We start from the raw sequence: 14,942 nt of genomic DNA, 5'->3' as shown, positions 1-14,942 counted from the left end.
AAACGCAGCAGAGGCGCTGGCGCAGGGCCATTCCGGTGCGACAGAGCTGGCGCCACAGGAGTTTCTGCCAGGTTGGTGGATGACCATCCCGGCACTCTCAAGGTCGGCGACCGGCTTCACGAGCATGCGCGAGATCGTGCGATGCCCCATCGCTCGCTCCGGTGTCGTCGGTCGATCTTCGGCACCCGGAGCCGCGCGCGTGGGGTTGCACCCCCGAGCACCGCCGCGAACGCAAGCGCGGCGGCCAGGACGGTAGGGACGCCGCCGAGGCGGTCTGAGGTGGTGAGCGTCGTCCGCAGCGGCAGGCGAGCAGCCATCACGCCCTCGGTGAACAGCTTCGTGCGGTTGAGCACTGTTCCGTCCGGAGCGATGATCGCGCTGACTCCGACGGTCGAGATCTGGACCGTGGCGCGTCCGTGCTCGACGGCTCGCAGCCGTGACATCGCGAGCTGCTGGGTGGACTGGGCGGTGCGCCCGAACGATGCGTTGTTGGTGGGGACGAGCAGGATCTCGGCTCCCCTGGTCACTGCGTCGCGGACGACGTCGTCGTACGCGACCTCGAAGCAGATGACCGTAGCGGCGAGCACATCCCGGCCCAGGCGGGTCGAGGGCACCGGCAGCAGCGCAGGCTTCTGACCGGCCACCATGTCGACCGGAACACGGTCGACCTCCGTCGACAGCATCCGGACGAACGGCCGCAGCGGGATGTACTCGCCGAACGGCGCCGGTCGCTGCTTGGAGTACGACGCGGTCGGGCCGCGCTCGGGGTCCCAGACGAGGACGTCGTTGTAGCGCGCGCCGGGCGCGTACCGCATCGCCCCGAGCAGCACCGGCGCACCGACCGACTCGGCCGCTGCTCGGACCTGAGCCGCGGCGCCCTGGTCGGTCCGCGGGTCGATGTCGGTGGCGTTCTCCGGCCACACCACCAGGTCGAGGGGCTCGGACCGCGACTCGTCGAGCTGACGGGTCCCGCTCACGTGGTTCTCGAGCACCTGGTGGGCACGGCCCGGCCCGGCGAGCTCGGGGACGTTCCCCTGGACGGCACCGAGGTTGAGCTCGCCCGACTCGGGCTCGGTCGGGAGCGCCATGAGCGCACCCGGTGCGAGGGCCGCGACGACGGTGGCGGCGATCACGGCCGCGGCACGGCGCAGCTCACGTCGCCTCGCCGCGACGACCGCCCCCGACAGGGCGTAGCCGCCCAGCGCGACCGCGAACGACACCCCGGGGGCACCGGCCACAGAGGCGATCGGGAGCAGCGGACCGTCGACCTGGGAGAACGCCAGGCGCCCCCAGGGGAAGCCGCCGAACGGCACAACCGACCGGAGGTGCTCTCCGGTGACCCACACCGCCGCGAACGCGACGGCGCGCAGACCGGGGAACCGGTCGAGGAACGCGGCCCGCCGCGCCAACGCCCACGCCGCTCCGGCCACGGCGACCACCGTGGCCTCGAGGACTGCCAGAGCCACCCATGCCGACGGGCCGGCAGCCTCGCGTGTCCAGCTCAGGTGGGGCAGGAACAACGCCAGCGCCCAGGCGAACCAGGCCAGCGAGGTAGCGCCCGCACCGAGGCGACGGCAGGCGAGCGACAGGGCGGCAAGCCCGACGAATGCGACCGGCCACCACCCCAGATCGGGGAACGCCATGCTGGTCAGGGCACCGCCCGCCGCGGCGCAGATGATCGGGACCACGGGCCGACGGGCGCGGGAGGGCTCAACGGTGGTCGCCGTCGCGGCCGGGAGCACGACGGGCATGTCCGGCGCGGCTCCTGCGGTCGAGGGGGGGGTGCGGTGGTCCCCGCGGCGGCCGAGAGCTCGGATCCATCGAGAGGACCGCCGCGGGGTGCTTCCAACGTAGGCGCCCGGGACACCGAGCTCGGCTGCGGCCGGTTGAGGTTCGATGAAGAACCGGGGCCGGGCGCCTTCCATGGTTACTGGTAGACGAAGTTGCTGAAGTAGACGTCGACGACCTCTCCCTCGTACACCTCGGTCAGCTGGGCGGCGAGCTCGCGCTTGAGGGCGTCCCGGCCTTCGGCCGTTCTGATCTCCTCGACGGGCCTCTGGGAGAACAGCGCGATCGCGAGGTCGAGCGCCTTGACGGTGTCCACGTCCTCGGGAACCTCGGCGGTCAGCTGCAGTCCGAGCCCGAGACGCAGGTAGCGACCGCCCGCCAGGTTGATGCTGATCGGTTCGACCGCCTGGACGGTGCCGAGCTCGACCTCCGTGGGCTCGGTCTCCGATGCTGCACCGGGCCGGAGCAGGAACCAGCCGGCCCCGGCCGCGACGACGAGTGCTGCGACGACCACCAGCCCGCGCCTGCCTCGCTTCTTCGGTGCAGGCGTGGGCTCCGGCTCTGTGTGGGTCGACGACGAGCGCTGGCCGCCGATCTTGCTGCTGGACCCGATGATCCGTTGTTCGGGCATCCGCCCCTCCTCGCTGCTTCGCACCTGGTGCTGTGCAGCGACTGGATCGTCCGGCGTGCGGCTCTCGGTGAGGGGCCGGCTGATGAAGATCCGGCTAAGCCGGGCTCGAGGTCACGGCTCGCGGTGCTCGTGCTGGTCGTTCGACGCCCCGAGGTTCCGCCGCCGCAGACGCAGAGCCACGACGACGAGCGCGCCGACCGCTGCGGCGATCGCGATGAGCACCCCGATCGACGTCGGTCCCCACTGCCACGTGACCTGCTCCTCCTGGGACTCGCCCGGCGCCGCGGCCGAGTCGACGGTCTCTTCGGTGCTCGGAGCGGTGGTCTCCTCGGTCGGCTCCGGCTCCGGGTGGGTCGACCCACCGGCCGACTCCGCCGTCCCGGTGTCGGACGCGGCCGTGAACGTGAGCTCGCCGGACAGCGGGTGGCCGTCCGCGGACGTCACCCGCCACTGGATGACGTAGGAGCCGGCCGGCCGTGTCGCGGCGAGGGGCTGGGTGACGGTGGTGTCGGCGACCGTCGTGGCCCCCTCGCTCACGGTCGTCCCGTCGGGGCCGACGACCGCGACCTCCGTGCCGAGTGCCTGCGGGGGCTCGTTGAAGGTCAGGGTGACCGTGTCGGGCGCGACGTCGACGGTGGCGCCGTCCGCGGGGTCCGACCCGGTCATGCCGGAGTGCGCCGAAGCCGGGGCCACGGACACGGCCAGCGCACCGACGGCCAGCAGGGGGACCAGGACCAGGCGGTGCAGCGGGGACCGGCGCCGGCTCGGCGCGGGCGTGGGGGCGTGGGGCATGTCGGACCTCTCGGGTGGTGCGGGTGCTGGTGGACGTGGTTCGGAACGGAGACCCGTCGGGACGGGTGGCGTCAGGTGGTGCGGCGGTCGCGGTCGGCGAGCCCGGCCAGGTAGGCGTTGTAGGCGTCGAGCTCGGCATCGCCGTCCCGGTCGGCGCGGCGGTCGCGCAGGGCGGTGCTGACCGTCTCCTCGCGGTGCCAGCGGGACAGCACGATCAGCAGCACGATGAGGGTCGGCAGCTCGCCGTAGGACCAGGCCAGGGCTCCGGCGGTCTGCTGGTCGCCGACCAGGTCGACCTCCCAGCCCGCGGGCGGATGCGCGAACGCGGACACGACGGGGGTGGTCGCCATCATGAGGACGACGCCGAAGAACGCGTGCAACGGCATCTCGACGGCCACATCCAGCGCGCGACCCGCGTGCCCCTGACGTCTCGGCAGCGGGTCGCGCGAGAGCACGGGTGCCGCGAACAGCACGCCCGCCACGAGCAGGGCGACCTCGATCGCGGTGTGCCCGGTCCACGAGGACAGGACCACCCCTGCGGCGTCGGTCAGGTACAGGCCGTAGAACGCGAGCAAGAACAGCGGCACAGTGACGGCCGGGTGCAGTGCTGCGGCCGCGACCGGTGACCGCAGCGCGTGGCGCGCCCCGACCAGGAGCACCCGCCCCGGTCCTCGGTGCGGGGCCGTGTGCAGCAACAGGGTGCCGGGGCGGCCGAGCACCAGCAGGGGAGCGACGAACATCATGAGCGTGAGCTGCTGGAACATGAACACGGAGAACATCTCGTAGCCGTACCCCTCGACTCCGGCCCCGGTGACGATCAGCAGCACGACGCATCCGCTCAGGAACGCCAGCGTCCGGCTGACCGGCCATCGCCGGCCCCGCCGGTGACGCCGGGCGACGCCCAGTAGATAGGTGGCGCCGAGCAGGACGGCGACCGTCGGAAGCACCGGGATCGGCTGGATCCACGGCGCGAGGTAGGTCGCCAGGCTCGGGGGCGCGGTCGGGATCAGGGCCGGGCCCGAGAAGTCCGCACCGAGCATCACGCGTCGCCTGTCGCGTTCACGGCCCACCGGCCTCGTCGAGGACGTCAGCGACCACGGCGTCGAGGGTGGAGTCCTCCGCGAGCCCGACGATGCGGGCGGCGACTCGTCCCTGGCGGTCGAGGACGACGGTGGTCGGGACGGCCTGCAAGGGGACAGTGCCCGACAGTGCGCTCACCGCCGTGCCGGCCGAGTCGTCGATCGAGGGGTATGGGATGTCGAAGGTGTGCTCGAACGCCAGTGCCGCTCCGGCGGCGTCTTCGACGTTGATCCCCAGCAGCCGTACTCCCTCGTCCGCCCGATCTCGAGCGAGCGCGGCGAGGGTGGGCGCCTCAGCGCGGCACGGGGGGCATGCGGCATACCAGGTGTTGAGCACGACGACGTCGCCGATCCAGTCCGCGGTGTCGACCGAGTCGCCTTGGTAGGTCGTGCCGGCGACGGACACGGGCTCGCCGCGCTCGTCGAGCTCCCACGTCTGGACGCTGCCGTCGCCGGAGACGTACCCCTGGTCGGGGACGCTCGCACCCGTGGTCGGCGACGGGCTGCAGGCGGCAAGGGTCAGCACCACCGTCGCGACGAGCCCCGCCGCACGCCAGGTGCCGCGCACGCCGTTCACCTGCCCAGCAACGGTGCCGGGTCGACGGTGGAGCCGTTGACGTAGACCTCGAAGTGCAGGTGGCACGCCCCCGAGAGGCCGGTGTTGCCGGAGTAGCCGATGAGGTCGCCCTGGCGGACCTGCTGGCCGGCCGACACGGTGGACCGGGTCATGTGGTTGGAGCTGCTCATCATGGGCTGCCCGTTCACGGTGCCGTAGTTGAGCATGACCTGGTTGCCGAACCCGTTGCGCCACTGGGCCCACTGCACGGTGGCGTCGCGGGGTGCGTAGAGCGGGGTGTTGCAGTACGTCCGCAGGTCGATCCCGGCGTGCAGGCGGGTGTACCCAAGGATCGGGTGCAGCCGCATGCCGTAGTTCGACGTGACGTACATCGGGTTGATCGAGGTGGGGTTGGCGAAGATCGCCCCGGAGCCTGTCGAGGGTGGCGGCGGAGCGGCGGGACCGGGCGCTGCGGGCTGGTTCGCCGCCGCGGCGGCCTCGGCCTGCCGGCGCTGCTCGGCGATGATCCCTGCGAGCTCGGTCTCGAGCGCGCCGCGTTCACGCTCCACCTGTGCCTGCTCGGCCTCGGCCTGGGACTTCATGCCGGCCAACCTCTGCTGGGACGCCCGCTGCTCGGTGATCAGCTGCTCGATCTCCTGCTCGCGGGTGGCCGCTGCTGCTCTGGCCTGATCCGCGACGGCGACCTCTTCGTCCGCCTCGACCTTCAGGTCAGCGATGCGGTCGGTGACCGCGACGAGCCGGGCCTCGGCCTGGCGGGATTCCGCCGCCAGTTGCGCGAGCTCGTCGACCATCTCCGACTGAGCCCGTTGAGCGGCGGTGGCGGCCTGGTAGCGGCGGTTGAAGTCTTCGAGGTCCTGGGCGTCCAGGACCACCGCGAGCGGGGACACCTCGCCGCCGTTCTGGTACGCCTGGCGTGCCAGCTGGCCGACGCTGGCCCGGACCTCCTCGCCGCGGGTGGCGGACTCGGTGACCTCGGCGGTGATGCGCTCCTGCTGATCGGTGGCGTCCGTGAGCCGGGCCTGGACCAGTGCCGCCCGGCGTTCGGCACCGGCCAGCTCGTCCTGCGCAGCCTTCAGCTCCGCCTGCGCGGCCGGAAGCCGGGCCTCGGTGGCCGCGAGGTCGCTGACTGCCTGCGCGAGCTCGGTGGAGAGCCCCTCGACCGAAGCCTGCAGGTCCTCGGAACGCTGCTGCGCAGCGTCTGCGCGTTCCTGCGCGGCCCTGCGGCGATCGTCGAGGTCGTCGGCGGACCCGGTGACAGGGGCGAGCGCGACCAGCACGGCGGCGGCGACCAGCGTGGCGGTCAGGCGGCGCCAGGCGCAGACGGGACGGGGGGCGGGACGCATGCGGGAGTTCCTGTCGTGGGGCTCGAGGGCGCCACCACGGTAGGTCGGGGTGCTGCCGAGCGACCGGGGCTCAGCCGCGCCTTCAGCGTTCCTTCATCTGGCGCCGACTGCGGCGCTCCGGCTCCGCCGGATCGGCAGGCGGAGCGTGAACGTCGCCCCCTGCCCGGCACCCGGGCTCACGGCGTCGAGCGACCCGTCGTGGGCCTCGGCGAACGCTCTGCTGACGGTCAGTCCGATCCCGGACCCGCCGTGATCGCGGTCGCGGGCGGTGTCGGCGCGGTAGAACCGGTCGAACACGTACGACAGGTGTTCCGGGGCGATGCCGTCCCCGGTGTCGTGCACCGCGATGGCCACGGCGTCGCGCTCGGTGCGTACGCGTACGACGACAGCGGCCCCGGCGTCGCTGTGCCGCAGCGCGTTGTCGAGCAGGTTGGCCAGAACCTGCCCGATCCGGTCGCGGTCGACGCTCACGGCCGGGGCGCGGACCGCGGCGTCGACCTGCAGGTAGACGCCCTTGGCCGCGAAGGCGGGGTTGGCCGCCGCGGCCGCGGCACGCACGAGGTCCTCCGGGGCGGCGTCGGCGAGCCGCAGAGGCAGGCGTCGCTCCTCGGCCAGGGAGACCGCCGAGACGTCCTCGGCGAGTCGACTCAGCCGGTCCACCTGGTCGCGCAGCACCTGCAACGTCTTGGCGTCGGGCTCGCGCAGCCCGTCCTCGATCGAGTCGACGTACACGGTCAGGGTCGCCAGGGGTGTGCGCATCTCGTGCGCCAGGTCCGCCAGGAGACGGCGGCGGGTGCCGTCGACGTGTTCGAGACGTTCGGACATCGCGTTCATCGCGGTCGCGACGTCGTCGAACTCGGCGCCCAGCCCTGGGACCGGGACCCGGCGGTCGTACACCCCGCGGGCGACACTCCCGGCCGCGGTGACGATCGGCTGCAGGGAGCGGGTCACCCGGCCGGCGATCCAGATGCTCAGGGCCGACGATACGAGCAGAGCGAGCAGCAGGGCCGCGGCGAGCGAGACGCTGCCGGCCGTGCCGAACGCGGCCTCGGCGTGCTCGGTCGCGTCGTCGGAGGCGTCCTCGTTGTGCTGGAGCAGGTTCTCGTGGAAGATCCCCGGCCCGATCACCCACGCGACAGCGCCGGCGGTCGCGACGGTGACCACGATGACCGCCCAGAGCGCGACGCTCAGCCGGAGGGCGACGCCCCACCGGTGCCAGGGCGGGCGGCTCACCCGTCGCCCAGCTGGTAGCCGATGCCGCGCACGGTCCGCACGAAGCGTTGGGTGGCGGCGTCGTCGCCGAGCTTGCGGCGCAGGTGCAGCACGTGCACGTCGATCAGGCTCTCGTCGCCGAACCAGTTCTCCCCGCGCAGCGCCTCGATCAGCGCGCGCCGAGTCATCGCGGTCCCGGTGTTCTCGAGCAGGCACGCCAGCAGGTCGAACTCGGTCGGCGTCAGGTCGACCGGTGAACCGTCGAGGGCGACCTCGCGACTGCGCAGGTCCACGGTCAGTGCGCCGACCTCGCGGGTGGGCGGCGCCAGCGGTCCGGGGGTGCGGGCGCGACGCAGCAGGGTGCGGACTCGCGCGAGGAGCTCGCGCGGCCGGAACGGCTTGGTCATGTAGTCGTCCGCGCCGGAACGCAGACCTTGCAGCACCTCGGCCTCGTCGGCGCGGGCGGTGAGCATCACGACGTAGGCGTCGGAGAACTCCCGCAACCGCCGGCAGACCTCGATGCCGTCGACCGTGGGCAGCCCGAGGTCGAGGACGACCACGTGCGGGGCGGTCGACCGGGCCGCCTCCAGCGCGTGGGCACCGTCCCCGACCACGGCCACGTCGTAACCGTCGGCGCGCAGGTAGTCGCCGATGACCGCGGCGAGCACGCTCTCGTCCTCGACGACCAGGACCCGCACGCGATCTGTCTCAGTGGGCACGGTCCACCGTCGCACGCGCCGGCGCCCGACCCGCGCCGAGGGAGGCGGGGTACGACGCCGCCTTCATCGGATCTTCATCGCGCGGGCGGCCGCGGCGACCCCGCGCACCGAGCGGGCGTCGACCCAGCGCGGCACCTCGGCGCGGTACCGCGCGTACGGCTCCCCGAACCGCGCGCCGAGCGCCTCCTCCTCCGCCGCGATCTGCCCGGCCGTCAGCACCCCGACGAACCCGGCGACCGGCACGAGCGCGACGGTCGACCGCCGGGCCACGGCGTGCGCGAGCAGCGCGGCGGCCATCCCGAGGTACATCGGGTTCCGGCTGACCCGGTTGGCGCCGGTGACCACGAGGGCGTCGGCGCGGGTCGGCGCTACCGGGTCGACGGTCGTCCCGGCGCGCCGGAACCGGACCAGCGCGTCGCCGAGCAGCCAGGCCGCCGCGGCAGCCGGGAGTGCGGCCGCGGCGAGCGAGGCGGACGTGGCCCGGGCGCGCCGGGTGACCGCCAGCTGGAGCGCGCCCGCGGCCGCGGCGACAGCCACTGGCGGGACGGCCGTAGCGGCGCGCCGGCTCATGCGTGCCCCAGGTGCTCGTGCGTGCGGTGAGAGGCGGGCTCGATCTGGAACGTCGAGTGCTCGACCGAGATCGGGAAGTGCGTGGCCAGGCACGACTGGAGCTGGTCGAGGATGCGGGCGGTGTGCCCGTCTGCGAAGCACTCGTCGTCGACCGTGATGTGCGCGGTGAGCACCGGCAGGCCGGTCGCGACGAGGGTCGCGTGCAGGTCGTGCACGGCGCGCACGTGCTCGACGCCGAGCAGGTGCTCGCGCACCGCGTCCAGGTCGAGGCCGGGCGGGGTGGACTCCAGCAGGACCGCGCTGGTCTCGCGCAGCAGCCGGATGGCGCGCGGGACGATCAGCGCGCCGATCAGGAGGCCGGCGACGGCGTCGGCCTGGTACCAGCCGGTGGTGGCGATGACGATCGCCGCGACGATCACGCCGACCGAGCCGAGCGCGTCGTTCAGCACCTCCAGGAACGCCGCGCGGAGGTTGAAGTTCGCCTTCCGCTCGCCCGCCAGCACCGCGATCGCGATTACGTTCGCCACCAGGCCGATGACGCCGAACACGATGAGCTCGGTCGACGGCACCTCCGGGGGCTCGAACAGCCGCCGGATCCCCTCGATCAGCACGTACCCGCCGACGGCCAGCAGCACCGCGGACTGCGCGAGCGCGCCGAGCACCTCGGCGCGCCGGTAGCCCCAGGTCCGCCGCGAGGTCGCCGGCTTCAGGGACAGGTGCGCGGCGCCCAGCGCCATCGCCAGGCCGGCGGCGTCGGTGAGCATGTGCGCGGTGTCCACGAGCAGCGCGAGGCTGCCGGTGAGCACCGCGCCGACCGCCTGGGCGAGCAGGACGGTGGACGTCAGGCCGAAGGCGATCGCGAGCCGCCGCCGGTGGTCGGCCGGCGCGCCGGCGCCCGCGGGCGCGTGGTCGTGGCCGTGGCTCACCGGTCGCCGCCCGTCAGGTGCGCGCACGCGTCGGGGCTCGAGCCGCCGTGCAGGAGGTCCTCCGCCGCGCCGACCAGCGTCGCAAGCCGGCCGGGGTCGGCGATCGCGTAGATCGAGGCCCGCCCCCGCTGCCGCACCGTGACCAGCCCGCAGTCCCGCAGACAGGCCAGGTGCACGCTCACCGTGCTCTGCGCCAGGCCAAGGTGGTCGGTCAGCTCCCGCACCGAGTGCTCGCCGGTGAACAGGTGCCGCAGCATCGTCAACCGCGCAGGCTCCCCCAGCGCCCGGAACAGCGCGGCGGTCGGCGCGGTGAGCGCGGCATCGTCGACGGAACGGACGTCGTTCTCATTATCGACCACGGAGGATGTCATCGTCACGCGACGATACTAAGCGTCCTCGGCGGTCGCTCACCAGGACCATCGGGAGTCTTCATCGAATCTCAATCTCCGTCGGCGAACGGGCCCTGCGGACTCGCTTAGCGTGCGATGCCATGAGGACCGACGCCGCCGCCGCGAACGCCCCGACACCGCTGAGCCCGCGCATGCGCAGCGCGCTGATCGCGGGCGCGCTGGTGGTGGTCGCGATCACCGGTGTGCTGATCTACGCGCTCGCCACCGGACCCCGCGGGCTGGCGCCGCAGCAGCAGGACGGCGCGCTGCCCGCGGCTCGCACCGACTCGCACGTCCTCGACAACGCCGGCCCGGACGCACCGACACTCGTCGAGTTCATGGACTTCGAGTGCGAGGCGTGCGGCGCCTTCTACCCCGTCGTGGAGCAGATCCGCGAGCAGTACGCCGGGCAGATCAACTACGTCATCCGCTACTTCCCGATCGCGAGCCACGCCAACGCGATGAACGCGGCACTGGCCGTCGAGGCAGCGGCGCAGCAGGGGCAGGTCGAGGACATGTACCACCGGATGTTCGAGACCCAGGCCGAGTGGGGCGAGCAGCAGACCTCGCAGGCCGACCTGTTCCGCTCGTTCGCCGAGGACCTCGGGCTCGACCTGGCTGCCTACGACGCCGCGGTCGCGGACCCCGCGACCCAGGAGCGCGTCCAGCAGGACCTCGACGACGGCCAGTCGCTCGGCGTGCAGGGCACCCCGACCTTCTTCCTCGACGGCGAGCGACTCGAGCTGCGCAGCGTCCAGGACCTGACCGACGCCCTGGACCGCGCCCTCGACGCGTCGGGCAGCGCGTGACCGCGGTCGCCGCGACGCCCGACACGGTGCTGTTCGAGCCCCGGACCGCCGAGCGCCGGCGGGCGGTCGCGCTGACCGCCCTGGCTGCCATCGGACTCGCCGCGGCGGTCGCGCTCCTCCTCGAGCGGTTCGCGATCCTCGAGGACCCCACCCACGTCCCGAGCTGCACGCTGAACCCGATCCTGTCCTGCACCTCGGTGATGGCATCGGACCAGGCGTCGGTGTTCGGGTTCCCCAACCCGCTGATCGGCGTCGTCGGCTTCACCGTGGTCTTGACCGCGGGCATGAGCATGCTCAGCGGCGCCCGGCTCGGCGAGTGGTTCTGGCTCAGCGTTCAGGCCGGCGTCACCTTCGGCGTGGTGTTCGTGCACTGGCTGGCGTTCCAGAGCCTGTACCGGATCGGCGCTCTCTGCCCGTACTGCCTGGTCGTGTGGGCCGTGATGATCCCGGTGTTCCTGTCGGTCACGCTGCGCAATCTCCAGCGCTGGCAGCTGTCCCTGCCGGGGCCGGCGCGCGCGGTGCTCGCCCGGGCGGTCGACTACCGCTCGACGATCCTTACCGTCTGGTACTTGGCCATCGCCCTGCTCGCGGTGCAGCGGTTCTGGTCGTACTGGTCGACCCTGCTGCCGTGACCGCGCCGGCCGCGCCTTCCTTCGATACAGCCGCAACTGTACTGTTCAGCCCATGCTGACCATTGCGACGCGCATCGACGCGCTCACCCGCCTCGGCCGCGCGATGGCCGATCCCAGCCGTGCGCGGATTCTCGCCGCCCTGACCGCCGGCCCGGTCTACCCCGCCGAGCTCGCGGACCGCCTGGGGATGACGCGGTCGAACGTCTCGAACCACCTGGCGTGCCTGCGGGGCTGTGGACTGGTGGTCGCCGGCGCGGAGGGGCGACGCACGCGGTACGCGATCACGGACCCGCACCTCGCACACGCGCTCAGCTCGCTCGTCGACGTCGTCCTCGCAGTGGACGAGGGCGAGCCGTGCACGAACGACACATGCGACGTCCCGGGGTGCTGCGCTGACTGCGACGCCGAGTCCCGCGCGCGTGTGTCCGACGGCGAGCGGGTCGAGGTGCTCGCATGAGCCGGGAGTGCTGCGGCCCGGAGGACGACGCGCCGCGCCCGACCCTGTCCATCGGTGTCCGCCCGGCGGGCAGCACCCCTCCGCGCCCCGAGCCGGACGACTGCTGCGACCATGACGCCCCGCCGCGCGATGCGGACGAGGACGCGTTCGTCGCCTGGTGGCGCGACCCCGCCCTGCGGCTGCCGGCTGCCTCCGGCGTGCTGCTGCTGATCGGGTACGCCCTCGACTGGTCGGGCGCCGACCCGGTGGCCAGCACCCTGGCGTTCGTGCTCGGTCTGGCCGCGGGTGCCTGGACGTTCGTGCCCGGCGCCCTGCGCCGGCTTCGGCGCCGGCGTCTCGGGGTCGGCCTGCTGATGACCATCGCCGCTGCGGGCGCCGTGGTCCTGGGGCACGTCGCCGAGGCGGCGGCACTGGCGTTCCTGTTCTCCATCGCCGAGGCCCTCGAGGACCGGGCCATGGACCGCGCCAAGCACGGCCTGCGGGCCCTGCTGACGCTCATGCCGGAGACCGCGCGCCTGTCCCGCCTGGCCGGCGAGGTCGTCGTCCCCGCCCGGGACGTCCGCGAGCTCGACGTGCTGGTGGTCCGCCCGGGCGAGCGGGTCGCGACCGACGCCGTGGTCGTGACCGGGCGCAGCTCCCTCGACGCCTCGGCCGTCACCGGCGAGTCCATCCCCGTGGAGGTCGGGCCCGGGGACGCCGTCCCGGCCGGCGCAGTCAACGGCACCGGAGCGCTGGAGCTCGAGGCGACCGCGGACGGCCGGGACAACTCGCTCACGACGATCGTGCGGCTGGTCGAGGAGGCGCACGCCAGGAAGGGCGAGCGGGCGCGGCTGGCGGACCGCATCGCTCGACCCCTCGTGCCGGCGGTCCTCGTGGTCGCCGCTGGCGTGGCGGTGCTCGGATCGCTTCTCGGTGACCCGTCGGTCTGGATCGACCGGGCGCTGGTCGTGCTCGTCGCGGCCTCTCCGTGTGCGCTGGCCATCGCCGTGCCCGTCACGGTCATCTCCGCGATCGGCTCGGCGAGCAGGTTCGGCGTCGCGATCAAGTCCGGCGAGGCGTTCGAGCGGCTGGGAACCCTGAAAAAGGTCGCGCTGGACAAGACCGGCACCCTGACCGTGAACCGCCCCGAGGTGGTGGACGCCCGGGCCGTCGAGGGCACCACTGCCGAGCAGGTGCTGGCCTGGGCGGCCGCAGTCGAGGCGCGCAGTGCGCACCCGCTGGCCCGTGCCCTGCTCACCTCCTCGCCCGGCGCAGGGACGGCCGAGGACGTGGTCGAGCACCCCGGGCACGGCGTTTCCGGGACGGTCGACGGCGTGCTTGTGGAGGTCGGCTCCACCCGCTGGCTCGACGCCGGGCCGCTCACCAGTGCGCTGGATGCCATGGAGTCCGCCGGCATGACCACCGTCGTGGTGCGCGCCGAGGGACGCACCGTCGGGGTCATCGGGATCCGCGACGAGCTGCGCCCCGAAGCGGCGGAGGCCGTCGCCGCGCTGCACGCCGCCGGGCTGCGCACGACCATGCTCACCGGCGACAACAGACGCACCGCGCACGCCCTCGCCGCAGCCGCGGGCATCTCCGACGTGCGCGCCGAGCAGCGACCCGAGGACAAGGCCACCGCGGTCGTCGACCTCGGCCCTGGCACGGCCATGGTCGGCGACGGCGTGAACGACGCCCCGGCGCTGGCCGCCGCAGACGTCGGCATCGCGATGGGCGCCACCGGAACCGCCGCCGCCGTCGAGTCTGCCGACGTCGCCTTCACGGGCAACGACCTGCGACTGCTGCCCCGCGCGATCGCTCACGCCCGCCGCGGGCGGCGCATCATGACCGGCAACATCGGCCTCGCGCTGCTCATCATCGTCGCGCTGTTCCCCTTGGCCCTCACCGGAACGCTGGGCCTGGCGGGAGTCGTCCTGGTGCACGAGGTCGCCGAGGTCGTGGTCATCCTCAACGGCATCCGGGCCGCTCGCGTCACCACCCCGGGGCCGCGCGCCGGCGTCGAGCGCTCGCCCGCCGCCCCAGCACCCACCCCGGCGGCCGCGTGACGACTCCCGCCACGGTGGCGGCCGCCGCCGACGTCGGGTCCGCGTTCGCGACCACCGCGTTCTCCGGCCCGCTGCTTCTCGCCCTGCTCGTCTCGCTGGTCGCCGGCGCGGTCTCGTTCGCCTCGCCGTGTGTCCTACCGCTCGTCCCCGGCTACCTCGGGTTCCTCAGCGGGCTGACCGCGCAGACGGTGCAGCCGGTCGGTGCGGTCGCGGTGCGGGACCCGGCTCCGGCGCCTCGGCGCGGCAGGCTCACCCTCGGGGTCGCGCTGTTCGTCCTCGGGTTCGCTCTGGTGTTCGTCGCACTGGGCGCCCTCGCGGGGTCGCTCGGCGCGGCGCTGCTGCGCTGGCAGGACCCGATGACCCGGGCGCTCGGCGTGGTCGTGATCGTCATGGGGGTTGCGTTCCTCGGTGGCGTGCCGTTCCTGCAGCGTGAGGTCCGGGTGCACCGCCGCCCTCCGGCGACGTTGTGGGGGGCTCCCGTGCTCGGCGTGACGTTCGGGCTCGGCTGGACCCCATGCATCGGCCCGACGCTGGCGGCGGTGATGGCGTTGTCCCTCGACGGCGGGTCGCCCACCCGGGGTGCCCTGCTGTCGACCGCCTACGCCGTGGGTCTGGGCCTTCCGTTCGTGCTGCTCGCGGTGGGCCTCCAGCACAGCACCCGGCTCCTGGCCGTGGTGCGGCGTAGGCGCCGCGTGATCTCCATCGTTGGTGGCAGCATGCTCGTCCTGATCGGGATCGCACTAGTCACCGGCTTGTGGGGGCGGTGGGCGCAGAGCCTGCAAGGGCTGATCCTGATCTTCCAGCCCGTCGTGTGATGGCGTGCGCCCGCGCGCGCGCCGGAGGCGGCCCGCCCGGCACCTCATGAGCAACCTTCAGCAGACCTTCATCGGCGAAAGGGTGCTTCGCGCGCCGATCTTCCCCGAGCGGCGGCGATGGTTCGAGGGCACTGCCGCGGCGAGCCTGGAAGCGCCTGGAG

The 14,942-nt window shown here is 73.3% G+C and carries 16 protein-coding genes; 5 read left to right on the top strand and 11 right to left on the bottom strand.

All coding sequences use genetic code 11. From position 1 onward, the window contains the following. Positions 1-116 precede the first annotated feature (116 nt). From lnt to P9841_RS13210, 11 genes are all read right to left on the bottom strand, one after another. Entirely contained in the window at positions 117-1,751 is a 1,635-nt protein-coding gene (gene lnt / locus P9841_RS13260) for an apolipoprotein N-acyltransferase (RefSeq protein WP_283319118.1), read from the bottom strand. 176 nt (positions 1,752-1,927) lie between these two features. Continuing rightward, a complete protein-coding gene (locus tag P9841_RS13255; RefSeq protein WP_283319117.1) occupies positions 1,928-2,419 on the bottom strand; it encodes a flagellar basal body-associated FliL family protein in 492 nt (163 codons plus the stop codon). A gap of 111 nt (positions 2,420-2,530) precedes the next feature. Next, entirely contained in the window at positions 2,531-3,211 is a 681-nt protein-coding gene (locus P9841_RS13250; protein WP_283319116.1) for a copper resistance CopC family protein, read from the bottom strand. 71 nt (positions 3,212-3,282) lie between these two features. Then, positions 3,283-4,251: a cytochrome c oxidase assembly protein gene (locus P9841_RS13245; RefSeq protein ID WP_283321956.1), complete on the bottom strand. Its 969-nt coding sequence runs from the start codon at positions 4,249-4,251 to the stop codon at positions 3,283-3,285. A 19-nt stretch (positions 4,252-4,270) separates the two neighbouring features. Beyond that, entirely contained in the window at positions 4,271-4,858 is a 588-nt protein-coding gene (locus tag P9841_RS13240; RefSeq protein WP_283319115.1) for a TlpA family protein disulfide reductase, read from the bottom strand. A 5-nt stretch (positions 4,859-4,863) separates the two neighbouring features. Then, positions 4,864-6,210, bottom strand: a complete 1,347-nt coding sequence (locus P9841_RS13235) for a peptidoglycan DD-metalloendopeptidase family protein (RefSeq protein WP_283319114.1) — start codon at positions 6,208-6,210, stop codon at positions 4,864-4,866. A 93-nt stretch (positions 6,211-6,303) separates the two neighbouring features. After that, on the bottom strand, positions 6,304-7,443 hold the full coding sequence (locus tag P9841_RS13230; RefSeq protein ID WP_283319113.1) for a sensor histidine kinase: 1,140 nt from the start codon (positions 7,441-7,443) through the stop codon (positions 6,304-6,306). Further along, positions 7,440-8,141 (bottom strand): response regulator, encoded by a 702-nt coding sequence (locus P9841_RS13225; RefSeq protein WP_283319112.1) that lies wholly within the window; start codon positions 8,139-8,141, stop codon positions 7,440-7,442. Before P9841_RS13225 ends, P9841_RS13230 begins: the two co-directional genes overlap by 4 nt. Before the next feature lie 63 nt (positions 8,142-8,204). Beyond that, positions 8,205-8,678 (bottom strand): methyltransferase family protein, encoded by a 474-nt coding sequence (locus P9841_RS13220; RefSeq protein ID WP_283319111.1) that lies wholly within the window; start codon positions 8,676-8,678, stop codon positions 8,205-8,207. A 29-nt stretch (positions 8,679-8,707) separates the two neighbouring features. Beyond that, the gene (locus P9841_RS13215; RefSeq protein ID WP_283319110.1) at positions 8,708-9,637 is read right to left on the bottom strand and encodes a cation diffusion facilitator family transporter; all 930 of its coding nucleotides are present in this window, start codon (positions 9,635-9,637) and stop codon (positions 8,708-8,710) included. Further along, entirely contained in the window at positions 9,634-10,008 is a 375-nt protein-coding gene (locus tag P9841_RS13210) for an ArsR/SmtB family transcription factor (protein WP_283321955.1), read from the bottom strand. Before P9841_RS13210 ends, P9841_RS13215 begins: the two co-directional genes overlap by 4 nt. A 119-nt stretch (positions 10,009-10,127) precedes the next feature. Here P9841_RS13210 and P9841_RS13205 point away from each other — a divergent pair, with 119 nt between their 5' ends. Genes P9841_RS13205 through P9841_RS13185 form a run of 5 tightly spaced genes read left to right on the top strand, consistent with a single transcriptional unit; the run spans position 10,128 to position 14,781 of the window. Then, a complete protein-coding gene (locus tag P9841_RS13205) occupies positions 10,128-10,835 on the top strand; it encodes a DsbA family protein (RefSeq protein ID WP_283319109.1) in 708 nt (235 codons plus the stop codon). Further along, entirely contained in the window at positions 10,832-11,467 is a 636-nt protein-coding gene (locus tag P9841_RS13200) for a vitamin K epoxide reductase family protein (protein WP_283319108.1), read from the top strand. Before P9841_RS13205 ends, P9841_RS13200 begins: the two co-directional genes overlap by 4 nt. A 52-nt stretch (positions 11,468-11,519) precedes the next feature. Next, positions 11,520-11,924, top strand: coding sequence for a Cd(II)/Pb(II)-sensing metalloregulatory transcriptional regulator CmtR (gene cmtR, locus P9841_RS13195; RefSeq protein ID WP_283319107.1), 405 nt, complete (start codon positions 11,520-11,522; stop codon positions 11,922-11,924). After that, entirely contained in the window at positions 11,921-13,966 is a 2,046-nt protein-coding gene (locus P9841_RS13190; protein ID WP_283319106.1) for a heavy metal translocating P-type ATPase, read from the top strand. The genes cmtR and P9841_RS13190 overlap by 4 nt, the downstream gene beginning before the upstream one ends. Further along, a complete protein-coding gene (locus P9841_RS13185) occupies positions 13,963-14,781 on the top strand; it encodes a cytochrome c biogenesis CcdA family protein (RefSeq protein WP_283319105.1) in 819 nt (272 codons plus the stop codon). The genes P9841_RS13190 and P9841_RS13185 overlap by 4 nt, the downstream gene beginning before the upstream one ends. The last annotated feature ends 161 nt before the right edge of the window (positions 14,782-14,942 follow it).

The organism is Cellulomonas sp. ES6 (assembly GCF_030053835.1).
Lineage (GTDB): Bacteria > Actinomycetota > Actinomycetes > Actinomycetales > Cellulomonadaceae > Cellulomonas.
The sequence above is the reverse complement of the archived record's forward strand: the minus strand, read 5'-3'. Positions and strand labels throughout refer to the sequence as shown.

Coding starts and splice junctions, on each gene's coding strand:
- P9841_RS13255 (WP_283319117.1), bottom strand. CDS start 2,419: ATGCCCGAACAACGGATCATCGGGTCCAGCAGCAAGATCGGCGGCCAG.
- P9841_RS13205 (WP_283319109.1), top strand. CDS start 10,128: ATGAGGACCGACGCCGCCGCCGCGAACGCCCCGACACCGCTGAGCCCG.
- lnt (WP_283319118.1), bottom strand. CDS start 1,751: ATGCCCGTCGTGCTCCCGGCCGCGACGGCGACCACCGTTGAGCCCTCC.
- P9841_RS13245 (WP_283321956.1), bottom strand. CDS start 4,251: ATGCTCGGTGCGGACTTCTCGGGCCCGGCCCTGATCCCGACCGCGCCC.
- P9841_RS13210 (WP_283321955.1), bottom strand. CDS start 10,008: ATGACATCCTCCGTGGTCGATAATGAGAACGACGTCCGTTCCGTCGAC.
- P9841_RS13250 (WP_283319116.1), bottom strand. CDS start 3,211: ATGCCCCACGCCCCCACGCCCGCGCCGAGCCGGCGCCGGTCCCCGCTG.
- P9841_RS13190 (WP_283319106.1), top strand. CDS start 11,921: ATGAGCCGGGAGTGCTGCGGCCCGGAGGACGACGCGCCGCGCCCGACC.
- P9841_RS13235 (WP_283319114.1), bottom strand. CDS start 6,210: ATGCGTCCCGCCCCCCGTCCCGTCTGCGCCTGGCGCCGCCTGACCGCC.
- cmtR (WP_283319107.1), top strand. CDS start 11,520: ATGCTGACCATTGCGACGCGCATCGACGCGCTCACCCGCCTCGGCCGC.